The following is a 19,726-nucleotide window of genomic DNA, read 5'->3' as shown; positions in this document are numbered from 1 at the left end:
GAGTCCGATATGACACATACAATTTCCGGTCAGTATGGCCGTGATTCTATCGTTTTAGAAACCGGTAACTGGGCGAAACAGGCTCACGGTTCCGTAGTTTATAAATCTGGAAACCTCGTTTTGCTCGCTACCGTTTGTGCGGCGGACGATGCAAAAGAAGGACAAGACTTCTTTCCGCTGACTTGTGAATATTCCGAGAAACTCTATTCAGTGGGTCGTTTCCCGGGCGGCTATTTTAAAAGGGAAGCCAAACCTCCGGAACACGAAGTTTTAACCTCAAGAATCATAGACAGACCGATTCGTCCTTTATTTCCGGAAGGATATTTCTGCGAAGTTCAATTGCAGGTGCAGGTCCTTTCCGCAGACGGAGACGTCACCGTTGCGGGACACGCGTTGAACGCGGCGAGCGCTGCATTAGCGGTTTCTGATATTCCTTTCAACGGTCCGATTGGCGGCGCAAGAATCGGAAGAATCGACGGAGAACTCGTTCTCAATCCGACCAACAAAGAACTCTTAAATTCCGATTTGGATCTGGTAGTAGCCGGAACCAAAACTCATATCGTGATGATCGAAGGAGAAGCGAAGGAACTCAGCAATGAGGAAATGCTCGCAGCTCTTCGTTTTGCACAAAAACATATCGCCGAATTCGTAGCCCTTCAGGAAGAATTTGCGAAAAAGATCGGGGTCGTCAAAAGAGAAGTGAAGCTTAGAAAAAAAGACGAAGAGCTTCTCGCAAAAGTAAAAGATTACGCTTTTGAAAAACTCAAAGCCGCGAATCAAACTTCCGATAAAACTTCTCGTAACAAAGAAATCTCAAACGTAAACAAAGAAGTCGTAGAATTCTTCAAACAAACCGTGGAAGAATCCGAGAAGATCAAAGACATCAAATCTTTTCTTCACGAATTGGAATACGAAATCGTTCGTGAGCAGGTTCTAACACAAGGAACTCGTTTTGACGGAAGAAAGTTAGACGAAATTCGTCCGATCTCCGTTGAAATCAATCCCCTTCCGGGTCCTCACGGTTCTTCCGTTTTTACAAGGGGGCAAACCCAGTCTTTGGGAGTTGTGACTCTTGGAACCGGGTCAGACAATCAGAGATACGAAACTCTGGAAGGACAAAAGGAAAAGTCCTTTATGCTTCATTATAACTTCCCTGCGTTTTCCGTAGGCGAGGTTCGTAGATCTTCCGGTCCGGGAAGAAGAGAAATCGGTCACGGAAACTTAGCGGAAAGAGCTTTAAAACTCGTTCTTCCCAAACCTGACGAATTTCCTTATGTGATCCGTGTTGTTTCCGAAATTTTAGAATCCAACGGTTCCAGTTCTATGGCGTCTGTTTGTTCCGGTTCTCTCGCGCTCATGGCGGCGGGTGTTCCAATCCGTGGAAGTGTTTCCGGAATCGCGATGGGACTTTTCTCCGATTCTTCCGGAAAATTTGCGGTTCTTTCCGATATCGCCGGTCTCGAAGACCATTTCGGAGATATGGATTGCAAAATCGCGGGAACCAGAAAAGGAATCACCGCGTTCCAGATGGATTTAAAAGTTACCGGAGTGAGTTTTGACGTTCTTGAAAACGTCTTCACTCAGGCTCAAAAAGGTAGATTCCATATTCTTGATATTATGGAGAAACATATCTCCAAAGCCGCGGATCATCTTGCGGGAACGGCTCCGAGAATCATCGTGAGAAACATTCCTAAAGATAGAATCGGGGAATTGATCGGTCCTGGCGGTAAGAACGTTCGTGGAATCAGCGAACTCACGGGCGCCGAACTCTACATCGAAGACGACGGTCGCGTAACGATTTCCGGCGCGAACCAAGAGTCTGCGGAAAAAGCCGCGAGAATGGTCGACGGTTTTTTCACCGAAGTGGAAGTAGGAAAGATCTACGAAGGAAAGGTGAAACGGATCGCCGACTTCGGAGCCTTTGTCGAAATTCTTCCCGGAAAAGAGGGACTCTGTCATATCTCCAAGATCGATTTTAAAAGAGTCAATTCGGTCAAGGACATCGTAAAAGAAGGGGATATCATCCGTGTAAAAGTCCTCAATGTGGACAAAACCGGAAAGATCGATCTTTCCAGAAAAGACGCTCTCGAAGAAGAACAACAAGCCTGACCATTTCAACACCCTTGGAGCAAGAACCTTCACAGCAAGTCTATAGGAAAGTTCTTCCCGGGGGCATTACGGTCCTCTTTCAAAAAGCACCCCATACAGTCAGTGTTTCAGCCGGCGTTTTTGTCCGAGTCGGATCCAGACACGAATCTCCGAAGAACGCAGGCTACTGTCACTTTTTAGAGCATATGCTCTTCAAAGACACGGAGAAACGCACCGCAAAAGAACAGGCCGAAGATATCGAAAGAGTCGGCGGTTTTACAAACGCAGCGACTTCCAGAGAATATACATACTTTCACGTTACCGTTGCCGGTAAACACCTCGATCTCGGTTTGGAATTGTTATCCGAAATGATCTATGAACCTCTCCTCAAACAATCGGATATCGAAAACGAGGCCGGTGTGATTTTGGAAGAATTGCAGGGCTACGAAGATTCTCCCGAAGATTATATCCACGACTTCTACTATCAGAATTTTTTTCCTAAGAATCCTTTGGGACGAGACATTATAGGAACGAGAGAGTCCATTTCCAAAGTAAGTCATAAAAGTCTATTAGAGTTCTATGATACGAACTATCACACCGAAAATATGTTTCTTTCTATCTCGGGTAATTTCGAACCCGAGGAAATTTTCGCCGTTGCCGGAAAACATTTCAGCAAAACGAGAAAGAAAAAACAGGAAGGGAACGGTTTGATTCTTCCCAAAAAAAAATGGGGATACTTTCCAAAAAAGAAAAAGTTGGAACAGGTTTATTTCATTCTAGGCGGTGAAGGTTTTCAGAGAGAATTCCACAACGCTTCGAAGGCCAGTTTGTTCACTCATATCTTAGGTGGAGGGACGTCTTCCAGACTTTTTCAGAAGGTCAGAGAAGAAAAGGGTCTTTGTTACCAGATTACGGCGTATCCTTCTTCGTATGCGGATGTCGGGATCAACAGCATCGTATGTTCCACTTCGAAGGATAAATTCATCACATGTATGGAAACGATTAGCGATGAACTTAAATCGATTTTGGATCATGGGATCACCGAAAAGGAATTGAGGGACGCTCAAACCAATCACGAAGGAACTCTTTCTATTAGTTATGAGCAGACAGAGTCCCGAATGAACACGATCGCTCTCATGGAACTCTATTATGGAAGAAATTATACTTTTGAAGAAAGGGTAAAAGAGATCTATTCGATCACTTTGGATGATCTCAACCTTTTTGCGAAATCCGTTTTTGGAGTCCCGAAACTTCATCTTTCCGCGTTAGGAAATCTTGGCGCGAAAGAAGAAAAAGCCGTCGGGAAATTGTTCTCTCTTTAATTTCTTTCCAAAGCTCCCTTGGGCTCGAATTCCCTTTTTAAAAATCAATCCAGATATCTTTGAAACTTTGATAAGATCGGCGTTTATACGAAGTTCGTATATTTTGCCGTGAGGCGCGATGTCGTAGCTCCGACACGGTGGTTTGCAGGGTTTATGCGAAGTTCGTATATTTTGCTGTAAAGCCGAGGTCGTAGTTCCGACTTGGTGGTTTGTGGGGCGTTTATGCGAAGTTCGTGTATTTTGTTGTGAGTCGCGAGGTCGTAGTTCCGACAGGGTGGTTTGCGGGGTTTATGCGAAGTTCGCGTATTTTGTTGTGAGTCGCAACGTCGTAGTTCCGACACGGTGGTTTGCGGCGTTTATGCGAAGTTCGCGTATTTTGTTGTGAGGCGCGAGGTCGTAGCTTCGACACGGTGGTTTGCGGGGTTTATGCGAAGTTCGTGTATTTTGCTTTGAGGCGCGATGTCGTAGTTCCGACGCAGTTGATTTGCGGGGCGTTTATACGAAGTTCGTATATTTTCGATGTAAAGCCGAGGTCCTAGCTCCGACACGGTGGTCTGTGGCGTTTATGCGAAGTTCGTGTATTTTACCGTGAGGCGTGATGTCGTAGCTCCGACACAGTTGGTTTGCGGGGTTTATGCGAAGTTCGCCTAATCCCAATGTTTTAAAGATTGTTGTCGAGATTCCGACTGAAAACATGGAATTCTCTTTTCGGAGAGAATGAAATATTTAGGAAAGGAGATTCGCGGAATCATGAAAATCTCAGTTAAAAAATTAAAACCAAACGCGGAACTCCCCGTCTTGCAAACGACTCATTCAGCCGGCTATGACGTACACGCTTGTCTCGATTCGAATCTAATTCTCGAACCGGGAAAAGTTTCCTTGGTTCCCACCGGGCTTTCTTTTGCGATTCCTTCCGAATACCATTTTGAGATTCGGCCGCGATCCGGTTTCTCTACTAAAAATCGAATTCTTATCCCGAATTCTCCCGGGACGATTGACAGCGATTACAGAGGAGAATTGATGATTCCACTCTTAAATTTAGGAGATTCTCCTTTTGTTGTGGAACATGCGATGCGAATCGCTCAATTGCTCATCCGAAAAACCTGGTATGCTGAGTGGGAACTCGTCGCGGAATTTCCAGACCAGACTGAAAGAGGTGGTGGCGGATTCGGTTCAACGGGCGTATAACGTTACTTTCTTATAAAGCGTCTCCAAAAAGGATCTCGAGGAAAAATATCGAGAATTCTAAGATATGATTTGTTGTCTTTTCTGAATTTATAGTTTCGAAGGATCGAAAATTTTTTAAAGGCAAGGGATGGAAGAAGAAAGTAATTTTTCTCGCTGGTTTCATGTTCTCCGGATCTTATTGGGTTCGGGCATTTCTTCCGGATATGTAATTCTCGATGCTGGTCGAGATCGATCGACTCCGATCTCGTCTTATATGTCGATTATTTTTTCCGGTTTTGCGTTTGCAGGGGCGATTCTCTGGATCCTTCGCTCCTTTTCAAAAATAAACATTGAATCGAAAGAAAAGGTTCGGTTCTTTATTCTAACAAGTTTGCTTTTTTATATATCCTTTTTCCTCTTTGATTCGTTTTATAGTATATTTAATTATTTGAATATTCTTAAATTTAAATTTTTTCTTCCGGAATCGGTCATGGATTTTCTGCGCTACTCGATTCTTCTCGTCCTTTCTTCTTTTCTGGAAATCAAAATTTTGGAGAATTTTCTTCAGGAAAAGCTCGATTTAAAATCAAGACGAAACGCCGTTTTTCTTTCCATTCTTCCTTCTTTGATCGTTTTTATCACGGATCATGAATGGACGTGGTCGATAGCAAAGGGGTTGAAGATGTTAGATGATACATCCGGTGAATTTGTTCAGAGCCGGGATCTTACGATCGCTTTTGCGCTTTTTTTCTGGCATTTGAATATCGGATTCTATGCGGTTCGTTTGCTTGAAAAGAAATTACAAAAAGAAATGTCGACGTATTTAGAATATGATGGAGAAGTAAGTGAAGGATAAAAATCAATATCTTTTAGACTGTTATCAGGCCGCCTTTGGAACCACTCTCCCCGCACCTTTGAGCGAAAGGATACTCAGTGGAGAATTTATTAATTTTTCTAAAAAGGAATTCGTTGAAAAAAAATCAAACCAACTCTTCGAAGTCGAACTGATCAAAGACATAGGCAATCGGATGGGAGGATTGATCGATCAGAGTATTCGGATCGCCATTGCAGAAGGTCTGGATACGGATGAACCTATCGCTTTTGCCGAATTGAAATCAAAGTTTGGTAAAGACGACTTTATCCATAATTTCGTCTTATTTCCGACTTATGACTCCGAAGATCCGTGTGCGGTTTATCTTCTCAAACACAAGGGTTATCCCGGTGATGAATTTGAAGACGAGGACGAAGATGGAGACGAGGTTAGCGTTGAGAGCGATCTGGAATTTGAGATGGAGCTTGCGTTTGATTCTTTGGCTGATTTTTTTTCATTACCGGAAAGAAAGTAAAAGTTTTATAAATAATGCGATTTTTCATAGCTTAGAGGGCACTCTAAGTCCTAAAGATTTCTTCGTTTTTAATTTCCATTCATTCTAAAGTTTGTCTAATTCTTAAAGAAATCGGAGTTATTGAATTTAATGGAAACCATGTTGAAAGGTAAAAAGGCTCTTGTCACCGGTTCCACCGCGGGAATCGGATTTGCGATCGCAAAACAACTGCTAAACGAAGGTGCAAATGTATTCATCAACGGAAGAACTGAATCGAGGGTGGATCAGGCGATCGAACGACTCAAAAAAGAGGTTCCGAAAGGAGATGTAAAAGGAGTGATCGCCGACTTCGGAAAAAAAAAGGAAATCGATTCGATTTTTAAAGAACTTCCCGAGGTCGATATTCTTATCAATAATGTCGGAATTTTCGAACCAAAGGATTTTATCGAAATTCCGGATGAAGACTGGTTTCGTTTTTTGGAAATCAATTTATTAAGCGGTGTAAGACTTTCCAAATTCTACCTTCCAAAAATGTTAAAGAAGAATTGGGGAAGAATTCTTTTTATCTCCAGCGAATCCGGAATTCAAATCCCGGAAGAAATGATTCACTATGGAGTTACAAAAAGCGCGCAGATTTCTCTTGCAAGGGGACTCGCAGAGCTGACAAAGGGAACTAACGTTACCGTAAACTCAGTGTTACCCGGTCCGACTCGTTCCGAAGGAGTCGGCGGATTTATCGAAAATCTGGCGGTCAATCGGAACGTTTCCACCGAAACCGTTGAAAAAGAGTTTTTTAAAAACGCACGTCCTTCTTCTCTTCTTCAAAGATTTGAAAACGTGGATGAAATCGCGAATTTAGTTACGTATCTTTCGAGTTCCCTTTCCTCCGGTACAAACGGAGCCGCGATGCGAGTAGACGGGGGAGTTGTGAAGTCGGCATTCTAAATATGAAATTAAGCGTTTTGGATCAATCTCCTATCCGAAAAGGAGGTTCCGCAAGACAGGCGGTCTTAGAAACGATTGAACTCGCTAAACTCGCGGACGAACTCGGCTTTACTCGTTTTTGGGTATCAGAACATCATAATATTCAAGGACTTGCGGGCTCCACGCCCGAGGTTTTGATTTCACATCTTGCCGGTGAAACGGAAAGAATTCGCGTCGGCGCGGGAGGTGTGATGCTTCCCAATCACAGCGCTTTGAAAGTGGCCGAAAATTTTAGAATGTTGGAAACGCTCTTTCCCGGAAGAATCGATCTGGGTTTAGGAAGAGCCTCCGGAAGCGATCGTTTGACGGCATCTATTCTAAATCCGGGTGCTCAATTTGTTCGAAACGATTTTGGACAACAACTCTTGGATCTTCAGTGTTTTCTTACCGATCGTGCGGAAGAGGATTCGATTCAAACAAAGGTTAAGGCGATTCCAAAATCGGAAACCATACCCGAGTTGTGGATTCTTACATCGAGCGGGGAGAGCGGGCTTCTCGCGGCTCATTTCGGTTTAGCACTTTCCTTTGCACATTTTATCAATCCGCACGGGGGACCAAACGCGGTGAAAGCATACAAAGAGCGCTTTCGTCCGTCTGAATCTTTGGCTTATCCTCAAGCGAGTTTGGGAATTTTTGTTCTTTGCGCTGAGACCGAAAAAAAAGCGGAAGAGTTACGGACGGTTATGGATAGACAGTTGTTGAACATAGGAAAAGGAATCAGCGAAGGTGTGATGTCTTACGAGGAAGTAATTCAAACAGAATATACCGAATATGAAAAAGCCGTGATTTTACAAAATCGGGGAAGAATGGTAGCGGGTACTCCGGATCGGGTAAAAGAGGAAATTCTTCAGATTGTGGAAGAATATGATGTGGACGAGGTGGTTTTGACTACGATTACGTACGATTTCGAGGATAGACTTCGCTCTTACCGCCTTCTTGCAAACGCTTTTAATCTAAAGTCAAATGCATCCGTTTAATTCTACGATCTCTCTTTAAGGTTCATTTTATTTTCCTATTATCAAGTGATAAAATCTAAACGGAATTCTTTGTATCTGAAATGAATGGATTTTAGGATTACGGAAAAGATACGCAAAATATAAGGAAATTCTTAAATGTTCAATGAAAAAAAGGAAATTGAGGAAGGCTTTTTTTGGTACAATATTCCGGACTTTCAGATTCAGGATCGAAGATTGTTTTTGAAAACTTCTCCGGAGACGGATTTTTGGCAACGTACACACTACGGTTTTCGAAAGGACAACGGGCATTGTCTATTAAGATACGTTGTATCCGATTTCTCGCTTTCGGTAAGGACGGAGTTTTTTCCTAAAAAACAATACGATCAATGCGGTTTGATGGTGAGGATTGACTCTGAGAATTGGATCAAATCTTCCATCGAGTATGAAACCCCGAGCCATTCCCGTTTGGGTTCGGTCGTTACAAACTTTGGTTATTCGGACTGGGCCACATTGGATATTCTCAACGAGGTTCGTTCTATGTGGTATCGGATTCAGAGCCGAGGGAACGATGTTATATTAGAATATTCTGAAAATGAAATGGACTGGAATCAGATTAGAATCGCACATTTGCATTCGTTTGAAAAAAGATTTCAAGTGGGAATCTATGCCTGTAGCCCTATGGACAGTTCGTTTGAATGTATTTTTGATCATTTTTGTTTAGGAACTTCCGAATGGTAGACTTGATTTTTTCAAAAGTGAATCGTTGAAATTCGAAAGGATAAGAAAAGAGAAGGATAGATTCCTTTTTTATCGGTTAAGAACTTATCCCGAAGCCTTAAAAGAAGGCGGTTCCCACACGCGGTTCGCTAGAGATAAAAACGCAGGAGTTCCCACAGATTACGTCACTTAAGCGAATAATAGAACATGTCTTTCAAGGGTGTCTTCATGAATTGGTTTTATGCGAAGTTCGTATATTGCTGTTGTGAAGGCGAGGTCGTAGTTCCGACGCAGTTGGTTTGCGGGGGTTTATGCGAAGTTCGTGTATTGATGCTGTGAAGGCGCGAGGTCGTAGTTCCGACATAGTGGTTTGTGGGGTTTATGCGAAGTTCGTATATTGCTGTTGTGAAGGCGGTGGTCGCAGTTCCGACGCAGTTGGTTTGTGGGGTTTATGCGAAGTTCGTGTATTGCTGTTGTGAAGGCGAGGACGTAGTTCGCTCGGGATAAACGCGCAGGAGTTCCCACAGATTAGGTCACTTAAGCGAACGGAGAAGCAGGATTCTCGAAGTTGTTTTCGTGAACAGGGCTTATACGAAGTTGAGTATTGCGGCTGTGAAAGCGGTGGTCACACTCACGCGACTGGCGGTTTACGGGATTTATGCGAAGTTCGCATAAACGCGGGCGCGTAGGGTGTGAGGAAGCCTTTTGCAGTAATAATTTTATCTGTCGTAATTCCGACATTCGTCGTCTTTGGGAATTTTTTGAAGACCAACTGGGTTAGAGAAAGAAATCGAACTTTGATCCATGCGATTTTTGACGAAGTTCGCATATCGTTGTTGTAAAGGCGAGGACGTAGTTCCGACAGAGTGGTTTATTACGTTTATGTGAAGTTCGTATAAACGCGGGCGTAGAGTAAGTTTTTTAGTAAAAATTTCGTATCCCGACAACCCTATTTTCGAAAGGTTTCCCAAATCGCACCGGATTCGTGGACTGGTCTGTATTTAGCTAGTTGATAGGCCATTGGTATAATTGCCTTAAATACAAACAGGGAATTATAACTTTTCCGAAAACCTCAGGATTCACCATATTGAATACGCGATTCGCTAAAGATAAAAACGGTGGAGTTCCTACAGATTACGTCTCTTGATCGGTTTCTGAGCTTCCTAATGGATGGATTGATGATAAATTTTTATTGGAGTTCCTACATCTGAGGTTTTGAGAAAATTTTTTTTGAAGCTCAACCAATACCGCATAAAGCACGGCTTTTTTAATGTTCCTCGTGGCGTTTAATACGTAAAACACGATTTAATCAGTTGGAACAAAACAAATCGGTCAATCGCTCAGAGAAGAAGACAGGGGAGAGTGGAGAAAGTTACGGAAAAAAGTCAGACGACTTCACCCGTCTTCTTACATTCTTTAGGAGACGTTCAATCCTGAGACGGCTTTAGACATTCAATCCATAGAAAGTCTAAATTTTGTTCTTTCGGGGCGTGTTTTGCCGGCTCAGAGATGGATTGAAAATTCTTCAGGCCGTATGACCAAACTCACGATCTATGGCCGCTTCATCATAAAAGAACAACCGAACACCGGGTCTGGTTTCATAAAGACGATCGGATAGTTTCTTTCCAGTTCCGAACATAGGCGACGTTTCGGCGATCGATATAAAAATCATACAACCGTTTGCCTTGAGAAGAGAGTAAGACGTAGAAATCAGTTTCCGTCTTTCTTCTTCGTTTAGGAGATGAATGAGGGCAAAGCTAAAAATTCCATCGTATTGTTTTTCTTCAAAGGGCATCCCCGAGACCGAACCTCTAAAAATTTTGACGGAGGGACCGATGGATTCTTTCGCCATAACAATGGCAGTTTCGGAAATTTCGATTCCTGTAACGTTCATCCCGGCATCCAGAAAGGGTTTTGCATTTCTTCCATAACCGATCCCAGGAATTAAAATTTCCTTATACCCTCTTTTTTTGAAAAGTTCCGAAGCGCGTATCGCGGAATCTGCGGGGGAGTTTCCCCACATCGCTTTCTTTTCCTGAAAACTCGTCTCCCAGAATTCTCCCATATACTTTTATTAAGAAGAATGGCTTCCGAATGCAAAACAAAATCATAAAAGTGTAAAAGACGGTATTCGTCTTTGGATTCTTCTTTTTTTGTTTGGAATGAGCTTCTCTTTTTGAAATCGGATCTTTGTTTTTGAAAGAGGTTTTTCACTCTAAAATTCGAGACCCAAAGATTCGGATTCTAAAACTTGAAAAAATCAAAAATTAAGTCTCTTTTCTTTTTCTGGGCAGTTTCCGATACAAATAGCATGGAATCCAAAGACCTCAAACCCACCTGGAACCTGCAAAATGGGAGAAAAATTCTTCCCTATGTCCTACTCTTTTCCGGAATTATCCTAACACTTTCCCTCGGATCCTTTGACGCAGGGGAGAAAGGGATACAACACAACTTCTTTGGAAGACTTGGATTCTATCTTTCTTACGGAATGTTTTTTATGTTTGGGGCGGCTTCCTTTCTTCCGGGGCTTTTTGCGATCGGTCTCGGTTCGCTTCGTCTGGTAAAAGACGAATTTGACCTTACAAACAGACTCTTTTCACTTCCCGTCTTTTTGTTTTGTTTTACGGTGACACTTCAAATAACCGGACACGTCTCGACGATTCCTTTCGCCTCTCAAGGCGGACTCGTGGGGCAGTTGCTTTCTTCGGGGTTGGAATTCATTTTCGGATCTACGGGAAAAATTCTCATCCATCTTGTTTTTTACTTCTACGCCTTAATACTTTTGTTAAACGAATCTCCTCTTCATTTTTTGGGAAGAATTCTCGGGACCGCAGGAGCGAAATACAAAGAAGGATTTCAATCCGGATTGGGAAAGGGAGGTTCGAGTTTGGGGACACTCTTTCAATCCGCGGTGGAGAAAATTCAAAAAAAAGAATCCAGCCCTCCTTGGTTTATTTCCCTCACGAGCGGAAACCATTCTCCGGAAGAACTCTTTCAAAAAATGCACACGCAAAAAAAAAGGGCGGAAAGAATCGAACCTTCTCCCTTGCAGACGGCTCTTCATTCTACCTTTGGAAAAGAAGGGAGGCTTTCCGATCTACTTTCCAAGGTGGATTCCGGTTCGATCGTATCCAAAGAAAATTCTCGAATTCGTTTTCAAAATCAGGGAGCGTTTTCGGGGAACTTCGAGGAAGAGGGAAAGGTTTTTCGATTTCAGTCGGTTTCTTCCGCACTTTCCGAAAAGATCAGAGAAGAAAAACGTTTTCAAGAATCCTCATCCAGTTGGGAAATTATCGATTTTAGAACTTCGGACGAGACAAATCCTTTTACCAAAAAGGAAAATACGATCACAATCGTCTCTCCTCCTAAGGAAGAAACATTCCATTCTTTAAAAGAAAAAGGCGGAGAATGGATCGAAGATTCTTCAGAGGAAGCTGAAGAAGAATTTTACGACGATAGAGAAGAAAACTCGGAAGAGGAAGAAAATTCTTTGGAGGAAGAATCGGAAGCGGCTCCCGAAGAAGAGCTGGAAACATCTTTTGAAGAAATAGGAGAAGTTTCCGAAGATAAAAAGTTCGTTCCTCTTTCTCCGATTGCGAAGGTGATCCCAAGTTTTGAAAAAAAAGAACCGAAGTTAGAACAGGCTCTTCCATTTCCACCCGTGACCTTGATCCCGGAAGTAAAATCGAAACGTTCGATCTATCACGTTCCTCTCAAGAGTTTAAAGACTACTACCACTAAGATTCAGGATCCGCTTTTTAAGATCGAATCGGACAAGGTCGCAAGAAAGATCGAAGAGATCATTCGCCAATACGGATACGAATCTCAGGTCGTTTCGATGGAGAGAGGGCCGATCATCACCCGTTACGAACTCACGCCACCGCCGGGGGTGAAGTTAGGAAGAATCACTTCTCTTGCGGACGAACTTCGTCTTTATCTCGCCGTGAAAAATATCAGGATCGTAGCTCCGATTCCGGGAAAGTCCACGATCGGGATCGAGGTTCCGAATACGATCCGAGAAGACGTCTTTCTCGGAGACATTCTCCATCAGAACCTGAGTCTGAGACCGAAGAAGGATCTTTCGATTCTTATTGGAAAGGATATTTCCGGAAAGTTAGTCAGCATTGATCTTAACAAACTTCCGCACCTTCTGGTCGCCGGAACCACGGGTTCCGGTAAATCGGTTTGTTTGAATTCCATGATTTCTTCTCTTGTGGTTCATCTTTCTCCGGAAGAAGTTCGTTTTATCATGATCGATCCGAAGATGGTGGAACTCACTCTTTACGAAGATATTCCTCATCTTCTTATGCCAGTGATCACCGATCCGAAAAAGGCGACTCGGGCTCTTGCTTGGGCGATCCAGGAAATGGAAGCCCGTTATCATTCGGTTTCGAAACTCAAGTGCAGAGATTTTAAAACCTACAACGAAAAAGTGGAACAGGGAGCGCACAGAGACGGATACAAGAAGATGCCTTATATCGTGATCTTTATAGACGAGCTCGCGGACCTGATGATGGTTTCCGGAAAGGATCTGGAAGATGCGATCACAAGGATCACTCAGAAATCAAGAGCGGTCGGGATCCATCTGATCATGGCGACACAACGTCCATCCGTGGATGTGATCACAGGGCTTATTAAAGCGAACTGCCCCGCTAGGATGGCGTTCCACGTGGCTCAGAAGACGGATTCTAAAATTATCTTGGATCAGAACGGAGCGGAATCTCTTCTTGGAAAAGGGGATTTTCTCTACAAGTCTCCGACGGCTGCGGATCTCGTGAGAATTCAATCGCCTTATGTTTCGGAGGAAGAGATCGAGAAGATCGTCGAAGAGGCGAGGAAGTTTGGAAAACCTTCTTATGTGGATTTTGATCTGGATGAAGAACCGGAAAACGCCGCGATGGATGAGGAAGACGAAGAGCTCTTTGAGCAGGCTTGGGAGATCGTTCGTTCGGATCGGAAGGCTTCCGCGAGTTATCTTCAGAGAAGGATGAGGATCGGTTACAACAAGGCCGCCCGTCTTATGGAACTCATGGAAGAGCGAGGATACGTCAGCGCTCAGATCGGTTCGAAGGGAAGGGAAATTTTAAAGTAGGGGAGCTCCTACGCTGGACTGCGATGAAGGCGCGGTTTTGGACGGGAGCGTTCGGCGTTTTGACTCATTGTGGGGGAAGAGTCCCCCTCGCTTCAGACGCTTTCGCGTCTTACGCTACCCCCTCTCCGGGAAATCTTTTCGGAGAGAACCCCGGACCCGGTTTTTTTTAGGAAGAATGTGGGAACTGCAACTTTGACGCTGCGTCTTCCTTTTCAAGAGAGCCGAGAAAATGAATTTCAATGATCCGAAAGGTAGAAAGTATCTCTCGGATCGCATTCTAAACCTCTGGAAATCATTTTGTTGAACAGATCAAGATGAAGGACGTATCTGTAATTCTTGTGAAACGTTGGAGCTCCTTGATTCATCGTATTCACGATAGAATCTCCGACTTCCGAATCTTCCAGATACAAAAGATAATTAAAAAGAAAGCAGCGAGAAACCCCATGAGCTTGTGCTAAAACTCCCAATAAAGCCCAGCTTTCAGCTCCGATCCGAGCGTTGACTTTCTTCATTTTCCTCTTTCCGGGACTCTGTTGATACAAGGTTGTATCCGCTCTCTTTCCCAAACGGCGTGTAGACGACAAAAACTTTCCGTATCGTTTCAAGAGAATCGGAATTCTCTTAGGAAGAATTCTTCTCTCTTTTTCGGGATACCTTAGGAAGGTATTTTCCGGAATGAGCAGGGTAACGACGTTTGTCTTATTTCCTCGAAAACGCGATTGAATGAGATGATCCCCATTGAGCATTAATATTCCCATACACTTTTAACGGTTCCGAGAGGAGGGGCTTAGAGAGCGTTTGATTTGATAAAAATTTAAGAATGAGGAAAAAATCATTCTTCTTTGGCTCTTTTTCGACCGGCCCCACCCGACCAGAAATCTCCGTATACCTCGAACTGTGGGAACTCTCACAAAATCGCTCCACGATAAATCTGCGCCCCAGACAAAACCGGTCTAAATCACAAACGCCGCACCTCCGACTCTCCCGCAGGAGTTCCAACACCCCAACCTCACCGAAATTCCCCCGAACCGGGCCCACCCGAATTTTAGAAAGTGACAAGGTTCCTAATGCGTCCGAAGGTAGTAAAAAAATCCCGGGAGATCCGGTTTTTCTCATGAAAAAAACAATCATTCTCTCTTTTTGTTTCTTATTTTTAACCTTAGAATCCGCTCTTTGGGCGCAACCCTCTCATAACTGGAATTCTCCTTCCGAAGTCGTAAAACAGGTGAAGAAGAAGTTTAGCGATCTGAATTCCTACAAAGCCGATTTTCAGATCCAGACGGTCTCCAACAAAAAAAACAAAAACATGAGAGGAGTCTGTCTTTATAAAAAAGGTGGAAGAATCCGCTATCAGTTCAGCGATCCTTCCGGAGACGAAATCGTCTCTGACGGAAAGACCCTCTACATCTACATCTCTCGTCTGAACGCGGTTGGAAAACAAGATCTCACATTAAATAAATCGAATAAATCGGGCCCCATCTTCTCCAGTTTTACGGACGAAGGACTTTCTCGAATTTTTAGAAAGTATCACTACAAGTTTGATTCCATCGAACAACCCCAGGTTTCTCCGAAGGACGGACGCAAATATTTCGTCCTCAATTTAGAACAAAGAGAAAAGGTCGGCGGATTCGAGACGATGCTTCTTTACGTGGACGCGGAAAGTTACTTTATCCAAAAAGCGGTCGCGAGCGACGGAAGAGGAAAGGAAACTACAGTAGAATTTTCGAATATAGAAATCAATCCCGATTTGGAAGACGGTCAGTTCAATTTTCATATCAGCGGAAACGCAAAAATCGTAAACAACCCTCTTGTGTCGGAACAATAACCAAAGTCCGAGAAAGGAGCGAAAACATTGAATCAGAAAAGAGTAGGACAGATTCTCCGCGAAGCGAGAGAAGAAAAAAAGTTAAGCGTAAAAGACGTAGCGAAAGAAACAAATATTTCGGTAAAATACATCCTCGCGCTTGAGACCGAAGACTATTCCCAATTTCCGGGTGAAACTTTTACCATGGGGTTTTTGAAGAATTACGGAAGTTATCTCAAACTCGACACGGGACAACTGATCAACCTCTATCGAGGAGAAAAGATAGAAGAGTCCCAGGCTCCACTCGAAGAACTCACCCGTCCCACAACTTCTTATTATTCTAAGATCAACGTGGATAAGAATAAGATTTTTACGATCGCGGCCGTTCTCGTCATTCTCATCTGTGCGTATATCATCATTGACGTAGCTACCGATTCATCTTCCGGCGACGACGCGGTGGAAGAATCCGGTAAAAAACTCGATATCCCCGAAAACATCGACTTCTCATCTCGTTCGATTCCTGACAACAGAAGTGAATCGTTTATCCTCACACCGGACAAGGGAGTGAGCTTTTCGGTAAGCAACCAACAGTGTAAACTTTTTATCGACTCCGTGGAAAAAGGCGGAGCCGTGAACACCGCGGTTCTCGCGTTTAACGTCTATCCGGAGCTCACGGTTTATAAATTCCGTCTGAGCGAAGGACAGGAAAAAGTCTTAAGTTATACGATCCCCGAAATTTCCAGTCTTAGACGCAACGTAAGAATCATCGCGCAAGCCGTGACTGAAAACTCCGCCAAAGTTCTCGTTACACTCAGCGAAGAGGAACAAAAACAGGAAAGCGCCGTCGACACCACAAAGACGTTAGGCGACGTTCCGATCCAAGTGACTTTATTTTTCAGCAAAGCGAGTTACGCCGAGTTCATCATCGACGGACAGATGGGGTTTAGAGGTCTTGTACAAGCCGGTGAAAACCGAAGTCTCGAAGCAAAGGATCGTCTCGAACTCAAAGTCGGAGACGGTTCGGCCGTGGAAATGATCCAGAACGGAAAACCGAAGATCACATTGGGACGTCCGGGAAAACTCGTGAAAAAGATCTTCGTCAAAACACAAAACCCTTATGATAGTACACAGTCCGTCATCAGGGAGTTGGGAGAATAGAATTTCTTGGAAAAGAAATTCTTCATCACCACGTTAGGTTGTCCGAAAAACACGGCGGACTCCATGAGTATGCATCATTCTCTTCTGGAAGAGGGATTTGTTCCCGCAACTCTTCCGGAAGAATCCGATTTTCATTTTATCAATACCTGCACGTTTATCCAGTCCGCGACCGAAGAAACGATTCAAACGATTCTTTCAGCGGCCCAGGTCAAAAAACAAAATCACCAAAAGCTTGTAGTAGTCGGTTGTTTTGCGGAACGTTATCCTGATAATATCAGCGCAGAAATTCCGGAAGTGGATCTCTTTTTTGGAACCGGAAAATACAACCAAGCGGGAAAACTTCTCAGAGAAAAGTTCCCCGACCTTTCCCCTCCAAAATTGGAATTCAACGAAGACATTTTGGAAAGACTCAAACTTTCCGCAGGAATCGAAAACTATTCCAAACCCTATGCGTATGTAAAAGTTTCCGACGGCTGCAACCGAGGTTGTTCTTTTTGTATCATTCCTTCCTTTCGCGGGAAGTTCAAAGAATCTCCGGTGGAAGATATTCTCCGCGACGCGGACCGTGCGATTCGAGCCGGAGCCAAGGAGATCTGTCTCGTTTCTCAAGACACGGTTTATTACGGAAGAGATTCCGAAATTCTTCTGGATATGGTCCGAAAGGTTTCCGAAATCGAATCCCTCAAAATTCTAAGATTGTTGTATTTGTATCCTGACAAAAAAACCGAAAAACTCATTCGTTTGATGGGGCAAACTCCGAAGATCGCACCGTATCTGGAATCTCCCCTGCAACACGTTTCTTCCAAAATTCTAAAGAGTATGAACCGCGCCGGAGAAAGTTCTTACTTCAAGGATTTGTTTTCTCTCGCGAGAGAAGTCAAACCGGGTCTGGAAATCCGCACTTCGTTTATCATCGGTTATCCGGGAGAAGAACCGGAAGACGTCGACCAGGTTCTTCGTTTTATCGAAGAGACAAGACCCGAAAAGGTGAACTTATTTTCTTATTCTCCTCAGGAAGGAACAAAAGGCGCCGAGGTCAAACAGACCGTATCCGAAAAAGAAAAATCCAAGCGAATCAATCTCATCCGAGACGCACACCTGGCGATCCTGGAAGAGATCCACGAATCTCGAATCGGTCGGACTTACGACGCGATCGTCGACAATATCGAAGACGGGCAAGCGGTGGTAAGAAGGCTTCAAGACGCGCCGGAGATGGACGAGGTCGTTTATGTGGACGATTCTTCCTTGATTCCGGGGACTCTTGGAAAAGTCAGGATCGATTCTTTTTACGAGTATGACATGAACGGAACCTGGGTTTTTTGAATGAACAAATCTATTTTCAATATTCCTAATATTCTTACGATGCTCCGCGTAGCCGCGGTCCCCTTTTTTGTCTGGTTTTTATTCCAGAAAGAATTGGAATATCATATCGCCGCGCTGATCCTTTTTGTCGCCGCGTCCTTGACGGATCTTATCGACGGTTATCTCGCCCGTAAATGGAATCAAGAAACCGAGTTCGGTAAATTTTTGGATCCTCTCGCCGATAAGATCATCGTCACGGGTTGTTTTGTAACGTTTATCTTTTTGCAGGAACAGATCGAATTCTGGATGGTTTGTATGATCATCGGAAGAGACATGCTGATCACCAGTCTTCGATATCTCGCGATTCGTCAGGGACAATCGATCCGTACCACGATGCTCGGAAAGGTAAAGACCGTTTTTCAGATGGGAGCGATCGTTCTCATTCTTATCTTTTTTGTCCTTGTATCGAGTAAAAAAAGAATTCTGATCAACGAAGCCTACGCCTCCGGAAAGGCTTCCGGTCTTACGGTATTCGAGATCGCGACCGGGAATGCGATTTACTTTTTTCAAAACCTAAATAAGAATACTACCTTGGGAGATATCATCTTCGGTCTCGGCGCCTTTGTTCCTTATTGGGGAATGCTCATCACGACCGCGATCACCGTATTTTCGGGTCTTCGTTATATGGTATCCAACAGCCAAGTTCTTTATCCCTCCAATATCAAAAGGATGTTTCAGAAACGTGGAACCAAGAGCAACCATTCTTAAACTGATCGATCGAAAACACCTCACTTCCCAAGAAGCTGAGACTTTTCTAAATCACGTCATGAAAGGAGAAGTTTCCGAAATTCTTCTTTCCGCCTTTTTAACCGCGATGAGAGCCAATGGAGAATCGGTGGACGAAGTCCTCGGTTGCACCCTGGCCCTTCGTAAAAACGCGCTCCGACCCAAGACCGTATTTCCTTTTGATCTTTTAGATACCTGCGGAACCGGGGGGGACGGGCAGGGGACGATCAACATCAGCACTCTTTCCGCGATCACTCTTGCTTCCTTGGGAATCAAAGTCGCTAAACACGGAAACAGATCCGTGTCCTCTCATACGGGATCGAGCGATATTCTTACAAGACTCGGATACAAAACCGAAAAGACCCAAGAAGAAGTGGAAGCTCATCTTGTTTCTCAGGGTTTCACCTTTCTTTTTGCACCGATGTGGCATCCTTCTATGAAATACGCGGGACCGGTTCGCAAAGAGTTGGGTTTTCGAACCGTCTTCAATATGATCGGTCCTCTATCCAATCCATTTTCCCCTCAGTATCAGATCATCGGGGTTTACGAACCGGAACTCATGGAACTCTTTATCAAGGTTTTACAGGCCCTTGGTTTAAAACGGGCCATGGTCTGCCATTCTCGGGACGGTTTGGATGAATTTTCGATCTTTTCGATCACCGATTATTCTTTTCTGGAGAATGGGGTCATCAGTCGTCATTCTTTTGATCCTTCTATCCTAAAACTGCCGATACTCAAGAAAGAAGAAGTCTATGCTTCCTCTTCCGATCACGCAGAAGCTTTGGCGAGAAGGGTTTTGCAGGGAGAAGAGATCGCGGGTTCGTATGCGGTCGCTTTGAACGCGGGGGCGGGACTTTTTGTGATGGGAAAAGCTCCGAATATCGAAGACGGATATAAAACAGCCCTGGAAGCGATTCTTTCCGGAAAAACAAAGAAGTATTTCGAAGATTTAATTTCCAAAGGGTAAACGAGAAAAATACTGGTTAGAATCCTCTATCCAATCTAAACAGGGAATTAGAAATGAC

16 protein-coding genes are annotated in these 19,726 nt (G+C 43.9%); 14 read left to right on the top strand and 2 right to left on the bottom strand.

Features of this window, described 5'->3' with window-relative positions:
* The first annotated feature begins 9 nt into the window (after positions 1-9).
* The 8 genes from pnp to JWG44_RS08080 all read left to right on the top strand — a co-directional run bounded on the left by pnp (position 10) and on the right by JWG44_RS08080 (position 8,580).
* Positions 10-2,109 carry a polyribonucleotide nucleotidyltransferase gene (gene pnp, locus JWG44_RS08115; RefSeq protein WP_205274459.1) on the top strand — a complete coding sequence of 700 codons (2,100 nt, stop codon included), beginning with the start codon at positions 10-12 and terminating at the stop codon, positions 2,107-2,109.
* A 14-nt stretch (positions 2,110-2,123) separates the two neighbouring features.
* The gene (locus JWG44_RS08110) at positions 2,124-3,410 is read left to right on the top strand and encodes a M16 family metallopeptidase (RefSeq protein WP_205274458.1); all 1,287 of its coding nucleotides are present in this window, start codon (positions 2,124-2,126) and stop codon (positions 3,408-3,410) included.
* Positions 3,411-4,160: 750 nt separating this feature from the next.
* Positions 4,161-4,598 carry a dUTP diphosphatase gene (dut, locus tag JWG44_RS08105; protein WP_205274522.1) on the top strand — a complete coding sequence of 146 codons (438 nt, stop codon included), beginning with the start codon at positions 4,161-4,163 and terminating at the stop codon, positions 4,596-4,598.
* A 469-nt stretch (positions 4,599-5,067) separates the two neighbouring features.
* Positions 5,068-5,433, top strand: coding sequence for a hypothetical protein (locus tag JWG44_RS08100; protein ID WP_205274457.1), 366 nt, complete (start codon positions 5,068-5,070; stop codon positions 5,431-5,433).
* Complete coding sequence (locus JWG44_RS08095) at positions 5,423-5,923, top strand: hypothetical protein (protein WP_205274456.1); 501 nt, start codon at positions 5,423-5,425, stop codon at positions 5,921-5,923. Before JWG44_RS08100 ends, JWG44_RS08095 begins: the two co-directional genes overlap by 11 nt.
* A 129-nt stretch (positions 5,924-6,052) precedes the next feature.
* Entirely contained in the window at positions 6,053-6,847 is a 795-nt protein-coding gene (locus JWG44_RS08090) for an SDR family NAD(P)-dependent oxidoreductase (RefSeq protein ID WP_205274455.1), read from the top strand.
* A 2-nt stretch (positions 6,848-6,849) separates the two neighbouring features.
* A complete protein-coding gene (locus JWG44_RS08085) occupies positions 6,850-7,863 on the top strand; it encodes an LLM class flavin-dependent oxidoreductase (protein ID WP_205274454.1) in 1,014 nt (337 codons plus the stop codon).
* Positions 7,864-7,998: 135 nt separating this feature from the next.
* Entirely contained in the window at positions 7,999-8,580 is a 582-nt protein-coding gene (locus JWG44_RS08080) for a DUF1349 domain-containing protein (protein WP_205274453.1), read from the top strand.
* A 1,504-nt stretch (positions 8,581-10,084) separates the two neighbouring features.
* Here JWG44_RS08080 and JWG44_RS08075 read toward each other — a convergent pair.
* Positions 10,085-10,624 carry a class I SAM-dependent methyltransferase gene (locus tag JWG44_RS08075; RefSeq protein ID WP_205274452.1) on the bottom strand — a complete coding sequence of 180 codons (540 nt, stop codon included), beginning with the start codon at positions 10,622-10,624 and terminating at the stop codon, positions 10,085-10,087.
* Positions 10,625-10,870: 246 nt separating this feature from the next.
* Here JWG44_RS08075 and JWG44_RS08070 point away from each other — a divergent pair, with 246 nt between their 5' ends.
* Complete coding sequence (locus tag JWG44_RS08070; protein WP_205274451.1) at positions 10,871-13,651, top strand: FtsK/SpoIIIE family DNA translocase; 2,781 nt, start codon at positions 10,871-10,873, stop codon at positions 13,649-13,651.
* A 236-nt stretch (positions 13,652-13,887) separates the two neighbouring features.
* On the opposite strand, the gene JWG44_RS08065 is transcribed toward JWG44_RS08070, so the two are convergent.
* On the bottom strand, positions 13,888-14,409 hold the full coding sequence (locus JWG44_RS08065) for a DUF1564 domain-containing protein (RefSeq protein WP_205274450.1): 522 nt from the start codon (positions 14,407-14,409) through the stop codon (positions 13,888-13,890).
* Between the two features lie 356 nt (positions 14,410-14,765).
* On the opposite strand from JWG44_RS08065, the gene JWG44_RS08060 reads away from it, so the two are divergent.
* The 5 genes from JWG44_RS08060 to trpD are packed head-to-tail and all read left to right on the top strand — an operon-like array spanning position 14,766 to position 19,668.
* Positions 14,766-15,476: a LolA family protein gene (locus tag JWG44_RS08060; protein WP_232371546.1), complete on the top strand. Its 711-nt coding sequence runs from the start codon at positions 14,766-14,768 to the stop codon at positions 15,474-15,476.
* A 27-nt stretch (positions 15,477-15,503) separates the two neighbouring features.
* Positions 15,504-16,613, top strand: a complete 1,110-nt coding sequence (locus JWG44_RS08055; protein WP_205274449.1) for a helix-turn-helix domain-containing protein — start codon at positions 15,504-15,506, stop codon at positions 16,611-16,613.
* A 6-nt stretch (positions 16,614-16,619) separates the two neighbouring features.
* Entirely contained in the window at positions 16,620-17,936 is a 1,317-nt protein-coding gene (gene rimO / locus JWG44_RS08050) for a 30S ribosomal protein S12 methylthiotransferase RimO (RefSeq protein WP_205274448.1), read from the top strand.
* Positions 17,937-18,683, top strand: coding sequence for a CDP-diacylglycerol--glycerol-3-phosphate 3-phosphatidyltransferase (pgsA, locus tag JWG44_RS08045; protein WP_205274447.1), 747 nt, complete (start codon positions 17,937-17,939; stop codon positions 18,681-18,683).
* Positions 18,658-19,668, top strand: coding sequence for an anthranilate phosphoribosyltransferase (trpD, locus tag JWG44_RS08040; protein ID WP_205274446.1), 1,011 nt, complete (start codon positions 18,658-18,660; stop codon positions 19,666-19,668). Before pgsA ends, trpD begins: the two co-directional genes overlap by 26 nt.
* The last annotated feature ends 58 nt before the right edge of the window (positions 19,669-19,726 follow it).

The sequence above is a fragment of the Leptospira ainazelensis genome (genome assembly GCF_016918785.1).
Taxonomy (GTDB): domain Bacteria; phylum Spirochaetota; class Leptospiria; order Leptospirales; family Leptospiraceae; genus Leptospira; species Leptospira ainazelensis.
The sequence above is the reverse complement of the archived record's forward strand: the minus strand, read 5'-3'. Positions and strand labels throughout refer to the sequence as shown.

What these genes read in the sequence shown, in the direction of transcription:
- pnp (WP_205274459.1), top strand. Translation starts at nt 10, where the DNA reads ATGACACATACAATTTCCGGTCAGTATGGCCGTGATTCTATCGTTTTA.
- dut (WP_205274522.1), top strand. Translation starts at nt 4,161, where the DNA reads ATGAAAATCTCAGTTAAAAAATTAAAACCAAACGCGGAACTCCCCGTC.
- JWG44_RS08100 (WP_205274457.1), top strand. Translation starts at nt 5,068, where the DNA reads ATGGATTTTCTGCGCTACTCGATTCTTCTCGTCCTTTCTTCTTTTCTG.
- JWG44_RS08090 (WP_205274455.1), top strand. Translation starts at nt 6,053, where the DNA reads ATGGAAACCATGTTGAAAGGTAAAAAGGCTCTTGTCACCGGTTCCACC.
- JWG44_RS08085 (WP_205274454.1), top strand. Translation starts at nt 6,850, where the DNA reads ATGAAATTAAGCGTTTTGGATCAATCTCCTATCCGAAAAGGAGGTTCC.
- JWG44_RS08080 (WP_205274453.1), top strand. Translation starts at nt 7,999, where the DNA reads ATGTTCAATGAAAAAAAGGAAATTGAGGAAGGCTTTTTTTGGTACAAT.
- JWG44_RS08075 (WP_205274452.1), bottom strand. Translation starts at nt 10,624, where the DNA reads ATGGGAGAATTCTGGGAGACGAGTTTTCAGGAAAAGAAAGCGATGTGG.
- JWG44_RS08070 (WP_205274451.1), top strand. Translation starts at nt 10,871, where the DNA reads ATGGAATCCAAAGACCTCAAACCCACCTGGAACCTGCAAAATGGGAGA.
- JWG44_RS08065 (WP_205274450.1), bottom strand. Translation starts at nt 14,409, where the DNA reads ATGGGAATATTAATGCTCAATGGGGATCATCTCATTCAATCGCGTTTT.
- JWG44_RS08060 (WP_232371546.1), top strand. Translation starts at nt 14,766, where the DNA reads ATGAAAAAAACAATCATTCTCTCTTTTTGTTTCTTATTTTTAACCTTA.
- pgsA (WP_205274447.1), top strand. Translation starts at nt 17,937, where the DNA reads ATGAACAAATCTATTTTCAATATTCCTAATATTCTTACGATGCTCCGC.